Source organism: Mesorhizobium sp. L48C026A00, from assembly GCF_000502375.1.
Classification (GTDB): domain Bacteria; phylum Pseudomonadota; class Alphaproteobacteria; order Rhizobiales; family Rhizobiaceae; genus Mesorhizobium; species Mesorhizobium muleiense.
In genome coordinates, this window is record NZ_AYWU01000030.1 from 22,450 (window position 1) to 42,064 (window position 19,615).

Sequence of the window (19,615 nt, forward strand, 5' to 3'; positions counted from 1 at the left end):
GTATTGTCCAGCAGCAGGCGCGATAGCCTGATCCGAGGCACCGAATTCAGTTGACCCAGCCTGGGTGACGGTGAGGCGTTAGTCGGCGCTTGTCATAATGCCATTGTCCAGCTTGAACACCCGATCAGCCAGCGCCAGACTCGCCGGCCGGTGGGTTATCAGAAGCACCGTCCTCTGTCGCAGCACATCCACGCATCCCTGCAAGAACTCGCGCTCCCCCTCTGGATCGAACATGGCGGTAGCTTCATCGAGTATTAGAATCGGCGGATCTTTCAACAGCGCCCGAGCCAACGCCAGCCGCTGCTGTTGCCCTCCGGACAGCCGCACGCCGCGATCGCCGATTGGCGTTTGGTAACCCTGCGGCAATTGCATGATGAAATCATGCGCGCGGGCCGACCGTGCTGCTGTCTCGACGTCATCCTGTGTGGGCTCAGGCCGCCCATATGCGATGTTGTCGCGGACGCTGGCGTTGAACAGCAACACGTGCTGAGGCACGACCCCTATCTGACTGCGCAGGCTATGCAAGGAAACCGTGGCAATATCCACGCCGTCGATGAAGATGCTTCCCTTGGCAGGCTCATGCAATCGCATAAGCAAATGCGCCACCGTGCTCTTTCCTGCGCCGTTGGGACCTATGATGGCTATTGTCTCGCCGGCGGCGATGGATAGATCGAGGCACTTCAATGCAGGCTCACGCCCCGGATAAGCGAACGTGACACTGCGGAATTCGATGTTGCCGTTTATTTTCCCCATCCGCTTGCCCGCATGCCAGCTCGGCTCAGGCTCTTCGGCCAAGGCACTCGCGAGCCGGCTCAGCGCTCCGCGCGCGTGCTGGGTCCGTCCATAGACGTCTGCGAGCCCGGCCATGGGTCGCGCAATTACCTGGGCGTAGAGGAGAAAACTCACCAATTGAGGCACAGTGAGAGCCTCATCGCCAATCTGCCCTTGGGCCAACCAAAGCATAACAACGACCGCGGCCGCCGTCACAAGCTGAACCCCCGGCCCCAATGCGGCATGGATAGCGCGCTCCTTGGCGCTCAGGCTGACGACGCGCTCGATCTGGTTCCGATAACGCTGCGATTCTTGCTGTTCGCGCGTGAAGGTCTTGATGGCGGGAAGCAAGCTAAGGTTTTCTTCAGCAATGGCGATGGCAATGGCATGCTCCTCCTGAAGTTGGCGCGCCAATGGCCGCATGCGTCGTCCGAAGACTTTGAGCAGTAAATAGAGCAATGGAATAGTGATTGCCGCAAACATTGCGAGCAGAGAATCGATTCGGAACATTAAAGCCAATGCCCCGCTGACGGTGAAGAAGAGCGGCAAGGCAGCAAGTGCGGTGCCGCTGATGTAATCGCTCACGACATACACATCATGAGTGAGTAACGCGAGCGTATCGCCGTGACGCCGCCGGTGGGAGAAAGCAAGCGGCAAGGCCTGAAGATGGTCGTAAATTCGGATTTTCAAGTCCGCCAGTATTCGTGTGGTGGTTCCACCAAGCAGGTATATATTGCTGAATTTTAAAACAGCCTGAACTGCGAACAGCGCCAATGCTCCTAGAAAAAGTACCTGGATATTGATCGTGCTGCTGCCTGCGCGTTCCTCGAGAAACGTTTCAGCAAGCCTGCCACCAAGCCAAGGCATAACCAACAAAGCAGCGCTTTCGCATAGCATCAGTATCAGGCCAACGGCCAACGCCAGGCGATAAGGTGCCGCTAATGTCAGCAGCATGTTTGTCTCACTAATTTTCGACAATCTGTTCATAGTTCCACAAGAGATCGATCGACGTGATCTGCTGGAGTGAGCACCAAGAGGCAGGCTGCATCCTCAACCGCGGTAGAATTTCTTACGATTTCGGAATCCGCGCCCGCAGAGAGACTCAACTATCCCGGCTGCGTAAATACTTCAAAGACCCGGCTAGGGCCCGGCGTAAGTAGAGCCAAGGCAGCCACGATAGGTTTGCCTGGCGATATTTTTGCCGCATGTGGATTGCCGGCGGGAAGAGGAGTTGGGTCAGAAAACCGGATTTGTTTCGCACGCCTCTCGCGGCCTGGAAGTCCCTCCATTTTCGGTACAATCTGGATCCGCTGAGATAGCTCGACGCGGTTTCTGTCGGTCCAGGACGGGAAAGCGCGCCAGACACGGCTTCGGGTATAGTGGTGTGAAATCGGGCTCGGGTCGCCTCGATGCCGTCCAAGCAGGTCGCCCGCAATCCTTTACGCTCGGCAAGACCAACAAATTCATCGCGTTGCGACGGCGATAGCATCGAAAACAGAAGCTGAATGTCGTAAAACCAGATCAGTCGATCGCCGCCATAATAGGCCACGTCGTCGACGTAATACGGAGAATGCTTGTGGACCGCTCGATGCATGCAGGCGAGCACGAGCGCGTGCACTGGATCAGCTGCGAGGGCATTCGCGCCTAAGGCCGGCAGTGGCCGAGCCTCGGAACGCAATTCTTCATATGAGAACAGATTTGACAGGGTTGTGGAATTGTTGATCCGCCAATGCAAATCGAGGGCGTGTTCCTGATTGGAGGCGGGGTCTGTCCAGCTGTAGCTCGTCTGACCGCTAATGACGTCCGCTCTTGTTCCAAGTTCACGAAACCCCAAGGTCTCTAATGCTTTGGCCACCCGATCACGGGTGTCCGACGGCACAATAAGGTCCGTGTCACCTCTAGTACGCAGGAAAGGCGCCGGATACACATCGTAGGCTAAGGCCGTGCCTTTGAACAGAACTGGGTGGATCTCAATGGCGACTAGCCGCTCCAGTACTTGATTCAGCAGGTACTGGTGGCGCATCTCCCATAATGCTTGAGCAGTGGCCTGCTGACGACAAGTATCCAAAATTACCTTCGGCCAGCCCAACTCAACGCCTGCTTGATCGGCAACGCAGTGGTAAAGCAAAGCCTGGACACCGTGATAGGCACTCCGCTCGAGGAAGTGGTCCAAGAACTTATTGTCGCCGTATTCCGGCCAAGGCGGATTTTCGCCACGTAAGGTGGCGCAAAGCAGCTCATCAATTCCCTGCATGACTAAAGCTCCGTTGCAGAGATCCAACCACGCCCGTGGGACCCGGCGCTCTGCTGGCAGATTGTTGTCATTCGTTCGGGCCTGGCCATCTGTTCGCTGCTGCGTTCGCCGCAAGCTTTGACATCGTCTGATGGGCATTGGCGAGGAGGCTGTCAAGTTGGCATCGGCGTAGCTGGGATCGCCAAAACTGCATGCCGCCTCACCTGTCGACAGGCTGATCACAGCTGGTGGTAGGGCAGAGCGGTAACAAGGCTAAGCGAACCCGTCTCCGCTGTTTACAGGAATTAACAGCGATCTTGCACGCTTTTAGGGTGCGCGCTCTCTCGGCTAGAATCACCTCGACGGCTGTCAAGCGAAATCAGCCTGATCTCCTTCATCCCCACTATCCACCACCTGCCCAACTCGGTGAACAGAAATACGACGACGCGGGCGAACGAATCACCGTTTTTTAGGTCAGTTGCCTCGCGTTGAACGCTGTCTGCCTTCATGAACAAAAGGATCACACATGACGGACAAAAATAGAACATCTAAATCGGGCCAGGATGGTGCTAGGGGAAAGTCGCCCGCTAGTGGCCGGGGCAACAGCGAGGATCTGCAGATGGAGTATCGCCAGGTCTCCACATTGAAGCCTTATGCACGCAACGCCCGAACCCACTCGCGCAAGCAGGTCAAGCAGATTGCCGAAAGCATCAAGACATTCGGTTTCGCCAACCCGGTCCTGCTCGATCAGGAAGGCACCATTCTGGCCGGCCATGGCCGGGTCGAGGCGGCTAAGCTGCTCGGCATTGACCGGGTTCCTTGCGTCCGGTTGGATACGATGACCCCGCAACAGAAGCGGGCCTTCGTGCTTGCGGACAACAAGCTGGCACTCAATGCGGGCTGGGACGAAAGCCTGCTTGCTGAAGAACTGCAGGCATTGCTCGATGTCGAGGTCGATCTCGACTTCAGCGCGGAGATCACGGGTTTCTCGATCGCCGAGATCCACCATCTCGTCGAAGGGCTGGTTCCCGAGGAGGAAGGCAAATCAAAGGACGATGCCTTGCCGCAGCTCGAAGAAGGCATACCGCGATGCAATCCCGGCGATGTCTGGCAGCTTGGCCGTCACCGCCTGATCTGCGGCAACGCACTCGACGCCGAGGTTGTCGCCACGGTGATGGATGACGAAATCGCAAGGATGGTATTTTCAAATCCGCCCTACAAAGTGGAGATCCAGGGGCACGTCGGCGGCTCGGGAGTAACCAGGCACCGCGAGTTCGCCATCGGCTCGGACGAGATGACCTCTTCCGAGTACACCGATTTCCTGGCCGCCTCGTTTCGCAATCTCGTGCGTAACTCGTGTGACGGCTCCATACATTTCATCTGCATGGACTGGCGCCATATGGGCGAAATGCTCAAGGCCGGCGACGGTGTCTATTCCCACCTGAAAGACTTGATCGTCTGGGCAAAGGACAATGGTGGGACGGGCAAATTCTACCGCTCCCGCCACGAACTGATCTTCGCATTCAAGAATGGCGAGGCGCCACATATCAACACCTTCGAAGTTGGCCAGCATGGGCACCACCGCACCAACGTTTGGCAGCACAAGAGCGTCAACACCTCGAAGGCCGGCCGAATGGGCGAGCTTTCTCTCCATCCGAGGGTCAAACCGGTTCAGATGATCGCTGACGCCGTCAAGGATTGCTCTGCCCGCGGCGACATCATCCTCGATATCTTCGGTGGCTCAGGCTCAACCCTCATCGCTGCGGAAAAAACAGGGCGTCGTGGCTTCCTGTGTGAACTCGACCCGATCTATTGCGATCGCATCATCCGACGCTGGGAGACGTACGCCAGGGACGAAGCGAACCGCATCGTTGAAGGCATCACTTCGAAATTCCAGGAGGCAGCACAATGAGTAAATCACGCAGTGGAGGTAGTGAACCGCCTTCGGACAAGCCGGAGCGGAATTATGAGGTCGGCTATGGAAAGCCGCCTGCCGAGAGAAAGTTCAGGCCCGGCCGTTCCGGCAATCCTGCCGGTCGCCCGCGTGGCTCCAAAAACAAGATCAAGGACAGCGATATCATTTCGCTCGTCTTGAGCGAGGCTCAACGCGTCATCAAGATCAACGACGGCGAACGCTCTATCAAGACACCAGTCGCCCAGGCCGTGGTGCGCTCCATCGGCATCAATGCGATGAAGGGCGATCCGCGCTCTCAGCGCCAGTTCACGGAGATTCTATTCACCGCTGAAAGGGAACGGGCGCGCATCGAACGGGAAAACATTTCAGCACTGATGGACTACAAGATTCGCGCGGAGAAAGAGCTCGAGCGGCGCGCTCGGCTGGGCATAACTGGGCTGCCTGAAATCATTCCGCATCCGGATCAAATTATCCTCGACCTGCGAAATGAGCGGAATGGGGAGGTCTGGATTGTGGGTCCGTTGACTAAGGAAGAGAAGGACAGTTCGATAGCCTTTTATGAGGAATTCCGAGACGATTGTCGCCAAATGCTCCAAGTCTTCAAAAACAGACTTGCCGTATCGGAGCAAGCGCTTGCGGAGGAAACCAGGCCTGCGGTGGTGAGACGCCTCAAGAAGGCTATTGAAAGGGACAGAGATGTAATCAAATCGCACAAGAGCAAGTCCGAAGAAATGTGTGAGAAATTTCGGCCGTGGGGTTTCATAGAAACGCGCGATCTTTGGGAGGAGCCGATAGAGCTCAAGTTTCCGTGGGCACCGTAACTCCTGCCTTCGAGCTGGGCGCCCGCAACGCGCCGAAGCGGTGCGGCTGGAGGCAAATACACAGCCACGGCCGAATAGTGCTTACGCGATAGAGATGAAAATGCCGTCGATCGCCGGGTCGTCGTCGGTGCTTACCAGGCCGCGGGCCACCAGGTCCTCGAGATGGGCAAGCACCGACAGCCCGGCAGCGCCGTGCAGGCGCGGATCGGTATCGTGATAGATCGCCGCGACCATCTCCCTGATCGTCCGGTCGCCGCTTCTGATCCGCTCCAGGATCGCTTGCTCGCGCATCCTGCGATGCGACTTCAACTCGCGCATGAAGCTGCGCGGCGCGGTCACCGGCCCGCCATGGCCGGGCAGCAGCAGGCGGTCGTCGCGCTCGATCAGCCGATCCAGCGAGGCCATATAGTCGGCCATGGCGCCGTCCGGCGGCGCGACGATGGAGGTCGCCCAGGCCATGACATGATCGGCCGAGAACAGGATACCGGTTCCTTCCAGCGCAAAGGCTGCATGATTGGCGGCATGGCCCGGCGTCAGCACCGTTCTGATCGCCCAGCCGTCGCCGTCGACCACCATATCGTCGGGAAGCGCGGTATCCGGATTGAAGGCGGTGTCGGCGCTGGCGTCGAGCGGATTGATTTCGCCTATGCGCAGCGGCCTCGCTGGCCGATGCGGGCCCTCGGCCAGGATGATTGCGCCAGTGTGCTGCTTCAGCCGCGCTGCTAGCGGAGAATGGTCGCGATGCGTGTGGCTGACGAAAATGTGGCTGACCGACCTGTCTCCAATCACCTCGAGCAGTGTCTTGAGATGCGCGTCGTCATCCGGCCCCGGATCGATCACCGCCAGCGTCTCGCGCCCGACGATGTAGCTGTTGGTGCCGTGAAAGGTGAACGGGCTGGGATTTTCCGCGGTAACCCGAACCACGTCGGGCGCAACGGTCACGCCCTGGCTGTAGGCCGGGTCGAAGTCTGTGTCGAATTTCAGCGCCATGGCAAAGTCGTTCAGCCCTGTTCCAGAGGCGGCAAAACCGATTGCCGCATAACACGGAAGCCAATATAGGAAAACGCAAGGCCGCGATCTGCGGCAGTCCGCAATGAGGAAGACCATGGCAATTGCAACGACGCCGCTTGTTTCTCTCGCTCTGCCTGAAAAGGGCGCGGCCCGCCTGGCGACCCAGCTTTTGCTGGCGATCGTTGGAACGCTGCTGCTGACCTTGTCGGCCAAGACCAGGGTGTTGCTCGGACCGGTCGACATCTCGATGCAGACCTTGGCCGTGTTTCTGATCGCCGCTGCATTCGGCATGCGCCTTGGCGTCGCCACGCTGCTTCTCTACATGGCGGAGGGCGCCATCGGCTTGCCGGTGTTCCAGGGCACGCCGGAAAAGGGCATCGGCATTGCCTACATGCTCGGCTCGACCGGCGGCTATCTTGCCGGCTTCATCGTCATGGCGGCGATCGTCGGCTGGGCTGCCGATCGCGGCTGGGATCGCCATCCGGTCAAGCTCTTCAACGCGATTCTGGTTGCCGAAATCGTCATGATGGCGATGGGCTTTGCCTGGCTGGCGCTGCTCATCGGCCCGGAAAAGTCGTGGCAGTTCGGCGTCGTGCCCTTCATCGTCGGCGACCTGATCAAGGTCGCCCTGGCGGCGAGCCTTGTGCCAGCCGTCTGGTCGCTGCTCAGGCGCCCCTGAACTCCGGTCGATCGGGGCGCAGCACTGATCGAGTCCACGCAACCACAGGACGTGATCGTGGTCCCGTTTCAGCGACGGCCTGCCGCGAGTTCTCGTCGAAGCAGGCCACCGCCAAGCGGTCGGTAACGCTTTGCTAACGATAACTGTCACACAATGGTCAAATCGACTGATTAAGGACCAGAATAGCCAGCGGTTCGTCGCGAGTCAGCGTAACTAAGCAGCTACATATCGACGCAATTGCTCGATACCGCTGCTGGATAGCTAAAAAAGAAAGCGGCGCGATGACTTTTAGGCGCAGCTAAAGTAGTGGGCAATTAACAGGATTCGACCAACCGCATCGATTCTCGCGACATGGTTGCTTGCTGGTGTCTTCACGCTGTCGTAACCCATGCCGTCAACCATGCAGAGAACCGCCGAGAGGGGACGCGTGACCAGCCCGGAAAAAACACCTGTTAAGGCGACTGTAGCGTTGCAGCGGCCCGCAACCGGCACCGCAGCACGCTGGTATGCCGCCAGCGTATTTCCGGGAAAGGAAGACGTCGCCGAACGGCATCTTCGGGTACAGGGGTTTCACTCGTTTGTACCTCGCTGCGAGAAGACCACACGTCATGCCCGGCGCATCGAGACGCGACCGGCGGCCTATTTTCCAGGTTACATGTTCATCNGCCTCGCTGCGAGAAGACCACACGTCATGCCCGGCGCATCGAGACGCGACCGGCGGCCTATTTTCCAGGTTACATGTTCATCGCCCTCGATGTCGCGCTGCAGCGATGGCGCTCGGTCAACGGAACGTTCGGTGTGCGCTCCCTCATCATGCAGGGCGAACGGCCATTGCCGGTCCCGTCGGGGTTGGTGGAGCGGTTTATAGCGCTGACTGGCACGAATGGCCTGCTTGATCTCAGCGGAGGCCTCGCTGCGGGCGCTTCGGTTCGGATTCTTTCGGGTCCTTTCGCCGAGATGATCGGCCGCCTTGACCGGATCGATCCGGCCGGAAGGGCCCGGGTTCTGGTTGCCATCATGAATGGCGAGATCCCTGTTGATCTGGATTCAAGGGAACTCGTCGCGATCGCGTAGCGCCGCCATCAAGGCGGCGTGATGTAAATTGTTGTGGTATCCGCTCTCGGGATTCACCCTGAAGTGCGGTAGCCGTCGGTTGGTAAGACTTGCGTCTCTGCGCGATCGCCTCATCCGCGCCGATTGGGAGTACGTGGCATGCGAATAACAATGATTGGTGCCGGCTATGTTGGGCTTGTCTCGGGCGCCTGTTTCGCCGACTTTGGCCATCAGGTCTGCTGCATTGATCGCGACCCAGAAAAGCTTGCCATGCTCAAGGGCGGCAAGATACCAATCTATGAGCCAGGGCTCGAGGAACTCGTCACGACCAACGCTTTGCAAGGTCGCTTGCGTTTCGACGACAATCTGGCGGACGCGGTTTCTCAATCGGATGTAGTCTTCATTGCGGTGGGCACGCCGTCGCGACGTGGCGACGGTTTTGCCGATCTATCCTTTGTTTATGACGCGGCGGCCGAAGTAGGCCGGGCGCTGAAGGGATTTACGGTCGTTGTGACGAAATCAACGGTGCCTGTTGGTACTGGTAACGAGGTCGAGCGAATTATCCGCGAGCAGAATCCAACGGCCGATTTTGCGGTGGTCTCCAATCCGGAATTTCTTCGCGAGGGATCGGCGATCGACGATTTCAAGCGACCTGATCGCATCATTGTCGGGACCGACGCCACAGGGGCCAAGGCAGTGATGGGCGAGGTCTACCGTCCGCTCTCGCTGAATGCCGCGCCGATTTTCTATACGAGCCGACGTACGGCGGAGCTTACCAAATATGCAGGGAATGCATTTCTGGCGATGAAGATCACCTTCATCAACGAAATTGCCGATCTCTGCGAGCGGTTGGGAGCCGATGTGCAGGACGTCGCGCGGGGCATCGGCATGGACAATCGCATCGGCGCAAAGTTTCTTCACGCGGGGCCGGGCTACGGCGGCTCCTGTTTCCCGAAAGATACGCTGGCGCTGGTCAAGACCGCGCAGGACGCGGCAAGTCCCATCCGGCTTATTGAGACGACGGTCTCGATAAACGACCAGCGTAAACGGGCGATGGCGCGCAAAGTGGTCGATGCCTGCGGCGGCTCGGTTCGCGGCAAGACCATTGGTGTCCTCGGCCTTACGTTCAAGCCAAACACCGACGATATGCGCGACGCCCCCTCATTAGCCATCATTCAGGCGCTGAAGGATGCGGGCGCTTCGATCAAGGCCTATGATCCGGTCGGCATGGAGCAGGCGCGCAAGTTGATCGAGGGCATTGAATTCGGAGACAGCGCCTACGCGGTAGCCGACGGCTCCCATGCGATAGTGATCGTCACCGAGTGGAATGCCTTTCGGTCATTGGATCTCAAGCGGCTCCGTGCACTCATGGCGACGCCAGTGATGGTTGACCTGCGAAACGTCTACCGAGGTGAGGATGTCGTGAAGGAAGGCATAGCCTATTCGAGCGTTGGCCGAGAGCGGCATCTTGCTAAGTGAACGTCAGGTTTTCGTGGGACCCGGTTCGCGAGTGGCAATTTGAACACCACCACGATTCAACTGTCCAGTCCAAAGCATCTCCTGCTTCGGACGCGCTTTCAGCTGCTTGGCGCTGTCACTGGTCCGCCATGGCGGGGCAGCAGCAGGCGGTCTGGGCCGCCGATCCTGGTTGGAATCGCCATCCGGTCAAGCTCTTCAACGCGATTCTGATTGCCGAAATCGTCATTATGGCGATGGGCTTTGCCTGGCTGGCGCTGCTCATCGGCCCGGAAAAGTCGTGGCAGTTCGGCGTCGTGCCCTTCATCGTCGGCGCCCNCGTGGTCCCGTTTCAGCGACGGCCTGCCGCGAGTTCTCGTCGAAGCAGGCCACCGCCAAGCGGTCGGTAACGCTCTGCTAACGATAACCGTCACACAATGGTCAAATCGACTGATTAAGGACCAGAATAGCCAGCGGTTCGTCGCGAGTCAGCGTAACCAAGCAGCTACATATCGACGCAATTGCTCGATACCGCTGCTGGATAGCTAAACAAGAAATCGGCGCGATGACTATTAGGCGCAGCTAAAGTAATGGACAATTAGCAGGATTCGACCAACCGCATCGATTCTCGCGACATGGTTGCTTGCTGATATCTTTGCGCTGTCGTAACGCTTGCCCCGACCGTGCCAAAGATCGCCGAGAAGGATACTTGTGACCACCCCCGAAAAAGCAACTGTTAAGAGGACTGTGTCGTCGCAACGGCCCGCAACCGGCACCGCAGCACGCTGGTATGCCGCCAGCGTATTTCCGGGAAAAGAAGACGTCGCCGAACGGCATCTCCAGATGCAGGGATTTCACCCGTTCACGCCTCGCTGCGAGAAGACCACACGTCATGCCCGGCGCATCGAGACGCGACCGGCGGCCTATTTTCCAGGTTACANCCTCGCTGCGAGAAGACCACACGTCATGCCCGGCGCATCGAGACGCGACCGGCGGCCTATTTTCCAGGTTACATGTTCAACGCCCTCGATGTCGCGCTGCAGCGGTGGCGCTCGGTCAATGGAACGTTCGGTGTGCGCTCACTCATCATGCAGGGCGAACGGCCATTGCCGGTCCCGTCGGGGTTGGTGGAGCGGTTCATAGCCCTGACTGGCAGCGATGGCCTGCTTGATTTCAGCGGAGGCCTCGCTGCGGGCGCATCGGTTCGGATTCTTTCAGGTCCTTTCGCGGAGATGATCGGTCGCCTTGACCGGCTCGATCCAGCCGGAAGGGCCCGAGTCCTGGTTGCCATCATGAATGGCGAGATCCCTGTTGACATGGATTCAAGGGAACTCGTCGCGATCGCATAACCGCAACTGACGCTCGGTTATGCGATGCAAGCTGCTGCAATGTCGGCTCTCGGGTTCACCCGGGAGTGCGGTAGCCATTGACCGTTTTCGGTGACCTTACTAGAGAGCGCTCTGAATTGAATATGTCCATCATAAAGCCGAAAAATCAGCGGCACCTGCTGCACCGGATTAGGTTTCAGCTTCTCGGTGGATTGGCTTTTGCAATTCTAACTCCCGCGCTGGTTAGGATGCTAATCGGTCAAAATGTATTGTATTACTCAAACGTTCAGATTACGATTTTCGCAGGTATCGTCGCCCATACTGCAGGCTTTTTTTTCTTTCGCCGAATAATCAATCTGCCTGGCGTTGCGGCTGCTGGTTATATTATGCCAACATTTGCGCTTTCCTACGGACTTGTATATCTAACTATTTTTCTGTTCCGAATTGACTACAGCGCTTTCCAGGCAGCCGGCAGTTTGACACTGTCAATCTTCTGGTATTTCGGTCTGAGCATCCTGAGCCGGCGCCTGGATCCGTATAGTCTCGCCGTGGTTCCAGGCGGGGCTGTCAGTCGTCTTGAAGAGATTGGCGGTGTGAATTGGCATTGGCTCCGCTCCCCCGAAACGGTCATTGACCGCGTGAGCGGCGTTGTTGCCGACCTTCGTGCCGAGCTATCCGATGATTGGGAGCGCTACATAGCCGACCAGGCTCTCGCAGGCGTTCCTGTCTATCACGTCAAGCAGATCAGTGAATCGCTGACGGGTCGCGTCGAAATCGAGCATCTGTCCGAAAATACGTTGGGTTCGCTTAATCCCAACCAGGCCTATCTCAAGATCAAGCAAGCGATCGACTGGATCAGCGCATTTCTTGCGTTCATTTTCCTATTGCCGCTTTTTGCGCTGATCGCCTTGACCGTTCGCCTCGAGTCGAATGGGCCGGTGCTGTTCCGACAGGAGCGCATGGGTTATCGCGGCCAGGTGTTTACCGTCTACAAGTTCCGCTCGATGAAAGCTGACAACGGGCCGGGCGACGAAAAGGACAAGGCGATGACGAAGAGCGGCGATGACCGCATCACTCGGTTCGGGCGCTTCATGAGAATAACGAGGATCGACGAGCTGCCGCAGTTGATCAACATCATTCGCGGCGAGATGAGCTGGATCGGGCCGCGCCCTGAGGCGGTGGTGCTGTCGCGCTGGTACGAGGCGGAGTTGCCGTTTTATCGCTACAGACACATAGTGCGGCCGGGAATCAGTGGTTGGGCACAGGTGAACCAGGGCCATGTCGCGGCGGTCGATGAAGTGCTTCAGAAGCTGCACTATGATTTCTATTATATAAAAAACTTCTCGCCATGGCTGGACGTAGTCATTGTTCTGAGGACGATCAAAACTATGCTGACAGGCTTCGGTGCGCGATGAGTCTGGCGCCTATGGGCTGTCCGGCGGCGCAGAGGGCGTCCCTGCTTCGCCGGAGGCGAGGTGCTTAAGCAACGCAGCTTCAAAGCGGTTATTTGGAGCGCTTCCGACGCATTTCTGAGGACAGGCCTTCAGTTCGTCGTTTCAATTGCATTGGCGAGACTCCTAACGCCAGAGGATTTCGGAACCGTCGCGCTACTCTATCTGTTTGTCGGCGTAGCACATGTATTTGTGGACGGTGGCTTCACATCGGCGCTAATCCAAAAGCAGGATAGCACCCATGCCGACGAGTCGACCGTGTTCTGGTTCAACCTGCTGATGGGCGCAATCACCGCGTCTTTGCTTGCTGCGTTTGCTCCCTTAATCGCCGACTTCTACGACGCTCCGATCCTGGTTCCCCTTGCGAGAATCGTGGCTCTGAGCATTTTCCTAAATGGCCTCTCAGCCTTGCAGATAACGTTGCTAAAGAAGGGTTTACGGTTCAAACTGCTCCTAGCTGTGGGTGGCGTGTCGACCTTTTTTTCAGGTACCGTGGCGATCGTTCTAGCCGTAAAGGGGTATGGTGTTTGGGCGCTTGCTGCCCAGACGGTAACTGCGTCGGCAGTGCTGCTGTTGCTCGTATGGATCCTTCAGGGATGGCGTCCAACGATGAAAATCAGCATTAGTTCAGCACGCGATCTTTTTGGCTTCAGTAGCTATATGCTGGCATCACGCTTGCTCGACGTGACCTACAATCGGCTCTATACGTTGACCATCGGTCGCCTGTACGGAGTGGAAGAGATAGGATATTACATCCGAGCTGATAATACAAAGCAGTTGCCGACTAGTCTACTATCCGGGGTTCTGTCCAGCGTTGCGTATCCGACGTTTGCGACGATTGGCAGCGACAAAGCGCGGCTTCTTCGCGGCGTGCGGCTAGCCGCACGCATAGTTATGGCCATTAATCTGCCCCTGATGTTTGGGCTCATAATTGTCGCGAAGCCAGTTGTTGTTGTGTTGTTCGGTACACAATGGCTGCCTTGCGTGCCAATTTTGCAAATCCTGTGCATGGCTGCGGTGCTAATGCCGCTACAGGTAATTTACGGAAACGCCCTTCTCGCACAAGGACACGCGAATGTATATTTCAGAATAGAGCTAACGAAGAAGCTGTTTGCCATTCTTGCAATCGCAGTATCGTCGCTATACGGGGTAATTTGGGTTGCGTGGGCGCAGGTTGCCATATCAATGATTTCTTTCACAATAAGTGCATTGTATATCAAAAGATATCTGCAATATAGTTTAAAGGGTCAATTCTTAGATTGTTTTCCGCCCTTTGGTGCCGCCGTCGCCATGGCCAGTTTAGTATGGCTGATCTCTGACAAATTGGCTGGAGCCCCTATCACATCACTTATACTGACGACGATCCTCGGGGCTTCCCTCTATGCCGGCGTGGGGTGGCTTTTTGGATTAAGGTCATTCAATGAAGTGCGCGGGCTGTTAGCGGAACGCATCGGGCATAGATCGTCATCTTGAGTCAGAAATGAGATACTTTGAATTCCTGAACTGGCTTTCCGTCGGGCTCATGCTCTTCGGAATTTTCCGATCGTATCGAGGGGTGAGGACGCCGTACTCTTGGTTCTGGGCGCTATTCGCATTCGGAATAAGCTCGAGTGTAGTACTGACCTCCCTTGACAGTCTCGGGTTAAGGCCGACCGAGTCTAAGGCATCTGATGCCGAATATGAGCTTATGTACACACTACAGTTAGTCGAAAGTGCTTCGATACTGATAGGGTATTGGTTTTTGTCTACTTTTTTTGGAGAAAAGATACATAAAATAAAACTTCCAGAGTTGTATTTGAGTAACATCAGATTGTATTACACAATATATTGGATTTCATCGACGGCTGTATTGCTACAGATATACTTGCAATTAAACAGATACTCTGGATACTTTAAGGTTCCTGATTATTTAACTAATCCTCCGTATTGGCTCGACTTCGTCGAGAAGTACATAAGCCTAGGGAACGCTCTTTTCCTAATTGTGGCGGTGATTGGGCAGATAACTGGCCGGCCTCGTCCCGCATTCCTGCTCGCAATACTGTGGGTTGGGAGTGGGTTTCTCTCAGGTTTCAAGTCCTCGGTTTTCCTGCCGGTCGCCATGATCGTTGTTGCAAGCTGGCTCGCCGGCAACGTGAGGTGGCGTTACATGGCATATGTTATGTTGGCGATGATTGCGGCCTATACCGTGATTGAACCGCTGCGTAAATATCGCGAGCTTACCGGGGAAGTTGATGTTGTCGAGGCGTACAATGAGTTGGGCTCACGTGCTGACATTGAGATTTATACCACAGACGCACTTATCGAACGGGTGGTGAAGAGGTTTGACTACACAGAAATATCGGTGCGAGCACTAGAGCGCTATGAATTCGGACTGCTTGGCGCGTATAAGGTCGGGATGGAGGAAGTGTACCGCGGCTGGTTTGCCATGGCCGTTATCCCTCGCTTAATCTGGCCTAGCAAGCCGCTGGCAAATTTGGGAGCTGTCCTTTCCACTGAACTGTCAGGGAATCCGCACAGTTCGATTGCTCCGAGTAGGCCAGTTGGTTCATACATCTGGGCAGGACTAGTTGGCGTGGCGGTCGTCGGCTTTCTAACTGGAGTGTTTCTGACGATTGCCAGCATCCTTATGTCAATCTGGGTCGTTAATCCGGTCAAGCTATTCCCAGTATTCGTTGCGGCGTTATCCCTTTCGCAGTTCGATGAGATTGGAATTTATCAATTTATTACTATTACACGGACGATAATTGTACTTGTCATCTTTGTGTGCTTAGGGAGAATGTTTGGCATTTTACGATATCGTCGAGACGTCGGCGATCGCGGAGGATATGCGATTCCTCCTCATACGAGAGCTTAAGGTAAGAACTCATACGAAGCTTAAGAATTCTCATTGATCGTTGTAACTGTGCAATCTCATAGCAAGAATGGTAAGAGTAATGGCGCCTTGGTTCAAACCGAAGCTCGTAGATATTTCTAGAAAAGCGGTTGTCAGTTCGTCCCCGGTTCGTCGCCTCCTCTGGCGCGCTAGCAGATGGCTCTATTGTGTGGCGCGTGGTGAGCAGGGAAACAACGACATGCGGTTCAATGGTGAATATTATCTTCAGGCGAGGGTGGTTGACGCTGCGCGGCCGGAGCAAGAACTTACCATTTTTGATGTTGGTGCTAATCGAGGCGAGTGGACGGTCGCGCTCCTTAAGGATGTGAAGAAGCGTCGCCCTGACATTCGCAATTTGAAAGTCCATGCGTTCGAGCCGACAACGACGACACGTGTTTTTCTTACAGACAGGTTGGTGGCCGAAGGCTTTTCGGGGCAAGTCGAAGTCGCTGGCGCGGCCGCATCGGATCGCTCTGGCAATCTCAGAATGGCCGTCATGAGTCCCACGGGCGGGACCAATTCGCTCGTTTTCGACAAAACAATGGAAACAGCTGCCCTCGGCTTTATTGAAGTTCCGCTAGTCACGTTGGACCAGTATTGTTTAGATCGAGGCATTCGACATATCCAAATGGCAAAGTGTGATACTGAAGGAAATGATCTAAACGTCATGCGGGGCGCCTCGCGACTTCTTTCCGCCGGTGCGATCGACGTCTTCCAGTTCGAATACAACCACTGCTGGGTGCGCGCGGGGGCGTTCTTGAAAGACGTTTTTGAACTTTCGGATGGTTTGCCATATCGGGTAGGCAGGATTATGCCGGACCACGTCGAGTTGTTCGATAGCTGGCATCCAGAACTCGAGCGCTTCTATCAGTCCAATTATGTGCTTGTTAAGGAGACCGCTCTTTCCTGGTTCGAAGCCCGTTCCGGCACTTTTGACCAGTCGAACACCTACGCTTAACCAGCCCACTTGGAACATCGCGGAAACCTGACAATGAAAAAGCCGCGGCTGGCGATCGTCGTATCGCACCCGATTCAGCACTTCGTGCATTTCTATCGGGCTTTGGCGGCCCGGGAGGATCTTGTTGTCAAGGTGTTTTTCTGTTCCCGCATTGGGGTGGAGGCCTACCTCGATAAGGACATGGGCACTATCATTCGTTGGGCGGATGACATGCTGTCGGGCTTCGACCATGAATTCCTGCCGGAAGCCATGCGGATCAGGGGCACGCGACGGCTGTCTCTGAACAATCCGAGCGTCGCCGGCGCGCTCAACGCGTTCGGTCCTGATGCCGTGATAATCTACGGCTATGCACAACCGACCCAGTTGCGGACTCTTGCCTGGTGCCGCTGGAACAAGGTTCCCGTTCTCATGATCGGCGACAGCAATGCGGTCACCAAACGACCCGGCTGGAAAATGGTGCTTCGGCAAACAGTCCTCAGGATGCTTTTCTCCCAAGTGACGGGTTTCCTGACAGTCGGCGATCAGAACGAGGATTTGCTTGCCTCGCTGGGCGTGCCGCGTGCGCGGATGTATCGGTGTCCTTTCACCATCGACGAGGACAGGTACCGCCGCGCGCGCGCCGAACGCTCAACACTCAGCCGGTCGGTCCGGGATCTGCATGGAATCCCCTATGACGCATTCGTCGGGATCGTGGTCGGAAAGCTTATCGCGCGAAAACGAACGCAGGATGCGGTTGTTGCGGTGGCTCAAGCCGCAAAAGCATGCTCCGGGCGACGCAAGATCCATCTTTTGGTATGCGGCAATGGCCCGGATATGGAATATTTAGAAGGCATCGTGACATCATTGGATTCTCCTACGACTTTCGCCGGGTTTGTGAACATTGATAGATTGCCTGACTATTTCGCCGCTGCCGATGTTTTGGTGCATCCGGCGGACCGTGACGCGCATCCACTCATTTGTTCCGAGGCCGCCTGCGTTGGTCTGCCGATGATACTTAGTGATCTTGTCGGCACGATCGGCCTCACGGACATCGCCAGAGAAGGCGAGAACACGATCGTTTTCAAGTGCGGTGACGTATCTGATTTCGCGCAAAATATTGTTCGCCTTGCCACCAACGATGCATTGTGTCAGTCCATGGGTGGGGCATCTATTCGGATATTTGAGGAATGCAGTTCACAGGCAAGCGTAGCGGGGCTGCTAACTGCCGTGATGGCCGCAACACGAAGGTGTCGGTCGTGAAACGTTTTCCCGTTATGGTTTTTGGCGGACAAGCGGGTCATGGCGATCCGGGAGCAGAAATCGCGAGCGGTTTCCGGGAAATGGGTTGGATCGTCCAGGAGGTCAATTCACGTCACTATCTTGGGCGCACCTCTGGTTCTATTTCAAGGCTCCTTGCTAGATTTAGTCGTTTCAAGGCGGGTCAAACCTATCGTGATGATCTACTCAATGTATGCAATACATTGCGCCCTGACGTTTTCTTGACCGTGAAGGGCGACTTCCTGACGCCAGAGCTACTTGAGAAGATCCGCAAGACCGGCGCGAGGACAGTGAATTATTATCCGGATGTCGACTTTGATCATCCTTGGCTGAACAAGGCCGTGTTGGGCGAGTTCGATCTGTTCTGCACTACAAAGCGGTTCCAAATTCCGTATCTCGAGGAACGGCTGGGTCCCGGACGGGCGGCATATGTTCCGCATGGTTACTCGCCGTCGATGATCCGCCCGATGTACCAAGGGATTGCAGAGGACGAATATCGCACAGATGTTCTCTATGCAGGAAACCATTCGTTCCATAAGCAGGAGTGGCTAGAATCGCTTATGCTTAGGCATCCGGGCCTTGGCCTCGACATTATTGGAGGACGGTGGAATGAACGAGTTGCCTCCGGCCCGCTTGCCGGCTGCGATTTCCTTGGCGTAAGAACGAGTTCTTCCTACGCCGAAGCGCTGCAGACGGCGAAGATTAATATCGCGGTTCACTTCGGAAAAACGAAGTCGGGTTGGGAGGATATGGTATCAAAACGAACGTTCGAAATTCCTGCCTGTCGCGGATTCATGCTGCACATCGATAATGAGGAAGTGCGAGAGTTCTTTGAGCCGGGTTTGGAAATCGACGTGTTCGCATCGCCGGATGAACTTGCCGACAAAGTTCGCTTCTATCTACAAAGGCCTGATTTGCGAGCGTCGATGATCGATCGCGCATATCGGCGTTGCGTCCCAGCCTATTCCTTTCGCGAACGGGCTCGTCAGATAGCCGAACGGCTGGCGCTTTGAGGGCCCACTCCGTTTCGGAAACCTCGCGCGCCATTTCGGAAAATGAAGGTATTAGCAGATATCCAAAATCGGGGTACGAGGCGTGGAACGCCTGGGACAAGCTTTTTTCGTATGGTGACGAGAAGGCCCACTATTTTGCCGGCGAAACACGCGACTTGGCAATTTCGGGCGCGACGGGTCTGGAGATAGGCTTCGGCTCCGGTGACTTCCTGAAATGGGCGCAAGATAGAGGTGCCAAGGTAGCCGGTACAGAAATCAACTCTGTCCTGCTCGATGCCGCTCGCATAAATAGTGTCGAATTGCTGCCGGACGACTTCGAGACCATCGCGGAACAACAGGTCGCGCGATTTGAAACGATCATTGCCTTCGATGTCTTTGAACATTTTATTTGGACGAGGTGGCGGCGCCTGGATGCCGCGGGACGAATGCTGAAACCGGGCGGGCATATGGCGCCTCGGTTTCCGAATGCCCAAAGCCCTTTCGGACTGGTGCCGCAGCATGGCGATCCGACGCATCGGTCCTATCTGTCTAGAAGCGTGATCGAGCAACTCCTGCAAGACAGCAAGCTCACAGTGTCGAGATATGGTCCGTTTTTCCGTCTCCAGACGGGACGCGCGCAAAAGCGTGTGGTTCGCGCGCTACGATACTGGTTTCGTGACGCAATTTCTGCGGTTTTCAACACGATTTGCGCCACGAACATCCCATGGGATCCAATCGTCGTTCTAAGGAAACTATAAGTGGAAAAATTAAGACGATTTGTCAGAAACATAATTGGGTACCAGTCCCCGGTATATGTAC

Annotated in this window: 16 protein-coding genes and 3 pseudogenes; 16 read left to right on the plus strand and 3 right to left on the minus strand. The window is 56.0% G+C overall.

The annotated features are described in order from the left end of the window. Positions 1 to 78 precede the first annotated feature (78 nt). Positions 79 to 1,725 (minus strand): ABC transporter ATP-binding protein, encoded by a 1,647-nt coding sequence (locus X738_RS74065; RefSeq protein ID WP_023802747.1) that lies wholly within the window; start codon positions 1,723 to 1,725, stop codon positions 79 to 81. A 148-nt stretch (positions 1,726 to 1,873) separates the two neighbouring features. Then, positions 1,874 to 3,025, minus strand: coding sequence for a nucleotidyltransferase family protein (locus tag X738_RS74070; protein ID WP_023802748.1), 1,152 nt, complete (start codon positions 3,023 to 3,025; stop codon positions 1,874 to 1,876). Between the two features lie 598 nt (positions 3,026 to 3,623). Here X738_RS74070 and X738_RS74080 point away from each other — a divergent pair. Both X738_RS74080 and X738_RS81215 read left to right on the plus strand, forming a co-directional pair. Then, positions 3,624 to 4,916: a site-specific DNA-methyltransferase gene (locus X738_RS74080; protein ID WP_023802750.1), complete on the plus strand. Its 1,293-nt coding sequence runs from the start codon at positions 3,624 to 3,626 to the stop codon at positions 4,914 to 4,916. Further along, positions 4,913 to 5,740 (plus strand): DUF5681 domain-containing protein, encoded by an 828-nt coding sequence (locus X738_RS81215; RefSeq protein ID WP_023802751.1) that lies wholly within the window; start codon positions 4,913 to 4,915, stop codon positions 5,738 to 5,740. Before X738_RS74080 ends, X738_RS81215 begins: the two co-directional genes overlap by 4 nt. 81 nt (positions 5,741 to 5,821) lie before the next feature. Here X738_RS81215 and X738_RS74085 read toward each other — a convergent pair whose 3' ends face one another. Then, positions 5,822 to 6,730, minus strand: a complete 909-nt coding sequence (locus tag X738_RS74085) for an MBL fold metallo-hydrolase (RefSeq protein WP_031256461.1) — start codon at positions 6,728 to 6,730, stop codon at positions 5,822 to 5,824. Between the two features lie 115 nt (positions 6,731 to 6,845). On the opposite strand from X738_RS74085, the gene X738_RS74090 reads away from it, so the two are divergent. The 14 genes and pseudogenes from X738_RS74090 to X738_RS81220 all read left to right on the plus strand — a co-directional run bounded on the left by X738_RS74090 (position 6,846) and on the right by X738_RS81220 (position 19,554). Further along, the gene (locus tag X738_RS74090) at positions 6,846 to 7,430 is read left to right on the plus strand and encodes a biotin transporter BioY (protein ID WP_031256462.1); all 585 of its coding nucleotides are present in this window, start codon (positions 6,846 to 6,848) and stop codon (positions 7,428 to 7,430) included. Between the two features lie 400 nt (positions 7,431 to 7,830). Next, a pseudogene (locus X738_RS89320) lies at positions 7,831 to 8,001 on the plus strand (hypothetical protein); the annotation flags it as partial. A gap of 17 nt (positions 8,002 to 8,018) precedes the next feature. Further along, entirely contained in the window at positions 8,019 to 8,504 is a 486-nt protein-coding gene (gene nusG / locus X738_RS83530; protein ID WP_280811412.1) for a transcription termination/antitermination protein NusG, read from the plus strand. A gap of 138 nt (positions 8,505 to 8,642) precedes the next feature. Next, complete coding sequence (locus X738_RS74100) at positions 8,643 to 9,962, plus strand: UDP-glucose dehydrogenase family protein (protein WP_031256465.1); 1,320 nt, start codon at positions 8,643 to 8,645, stop codon at positions 9,960 to 9,962. Between the two features lie 152 nt (positions 9,963 to 10,114). After that, positions 10,115 to 10,273 (plus strand): annotated as a pseudogene (locus tag X738_RS88795) (biotin transporter BioY); the annotation flags it as partial. Positions 10,274 to 10,685: 412 nt separating this feature from the next. Next, a pseudogene (locus X738_RS89325) lies at positions 10,686 to 10,799 on the plus strand (hypothetical protein); the annotation flags it as partial. 11 nt (positions 10,800 to 10,810) lie between these two features. Further along, positions 10,811 to 11,287, plus strand: coding sequence for a transcription termination/antitermination protein NusG (gene nusG / locus X738_RS87640; protein WP_280811416.1), 477 nt, complete (start codon positions 10,811 to 10,813; stop codon positions 11,285 to 11,287). Between the two features lie 122 nt (positions 11,288 to 11,409). Next, on the plus strand, positions 11,410 to 12,681 hold the full coding sequence (locus tag X738_RS74115) for a sugar transferase (protein ID WP_051407953.1): 1,272 nt from the start codon (positions 11,410 to 11,412) through the stop codon (positions 12,679 to 12,681). 60 nt (positions 12,682 to 12,741) lie between these two features. Then, entirely contained in the window at positions 12,742 to 14,190 is a 1,449-nt protein-coding gene (locus tag X738_RS74120; protein ID WP_023802759.1) for a lipopolysaccharide biosynthesis protein, read from the plus strand. Between the two features lie 7 nt (positions 14,191 to 14,197). Further along, a complete protein-coding gene (locus X738_RS74125; protein ID WP_023802760.1) occupies positions 14,198 to 15,571 on the plus strand; it encodes a hypothetical protein in 1,374 nt (457 codons plus the stop codon). 79 nt (positions 15,572 to 15,650) lie between these two features. Next, on the plus strand, positions 15,651 to 16,547 hold the full coding sequence (locus tag X738_RS74130) for an FkbM family methyltransferase (protein ID WP_198032905.1): 897 nt from the start codon (positions 15,651 to 15,653) through the stop codon (positions 16,545 to 16,547). Positions 16,548 to 16,580: 33 nt separating this feature from the next. Further along, on the plus strand, positions 16,581 to 17,786 hold the full coding sequence (locus tag X738_RS74135) for a glycosyltransferase family 4 protein (RefSeq protein ID WP_023802762.1): 1,206 nt from the start codon (positions 16,581 to 16,583) through the stop codon (positions 17,784 to 17,786). Next, a complete protein-coding gene (locus X738_RS74140; RefSeq protein WP_198032906.1) occupies positions 17,783 to 18,817 on the plus strand; it encodes a CgeB family protein in 1,035 nt (344 codons plus the stop codon). Before X738_RS74135 ends, X738_RS74140 begins: the two co-directional genes overlap by 4 nt. Beyond that, positions 18,814 to 19,554 carry a class I SAM-dependent methyltransferase gene (locus X738_RS81220; RefSeq protein ID WP_023802764.1) on the plus strand — a complete coding sequence of 247 codons (741 nt, stop codon included), beginning with the start codon at positions 18,814 to 18,816 and terminating at the stop codon, positions 19,552 to 19,554. Before X738_RS74140 ends, X738_RS81220 begins: the two co-directional genes overlap by 4 nt. Positions 19,555 to 19,615 lie beyond the last annotated feature (61 nt).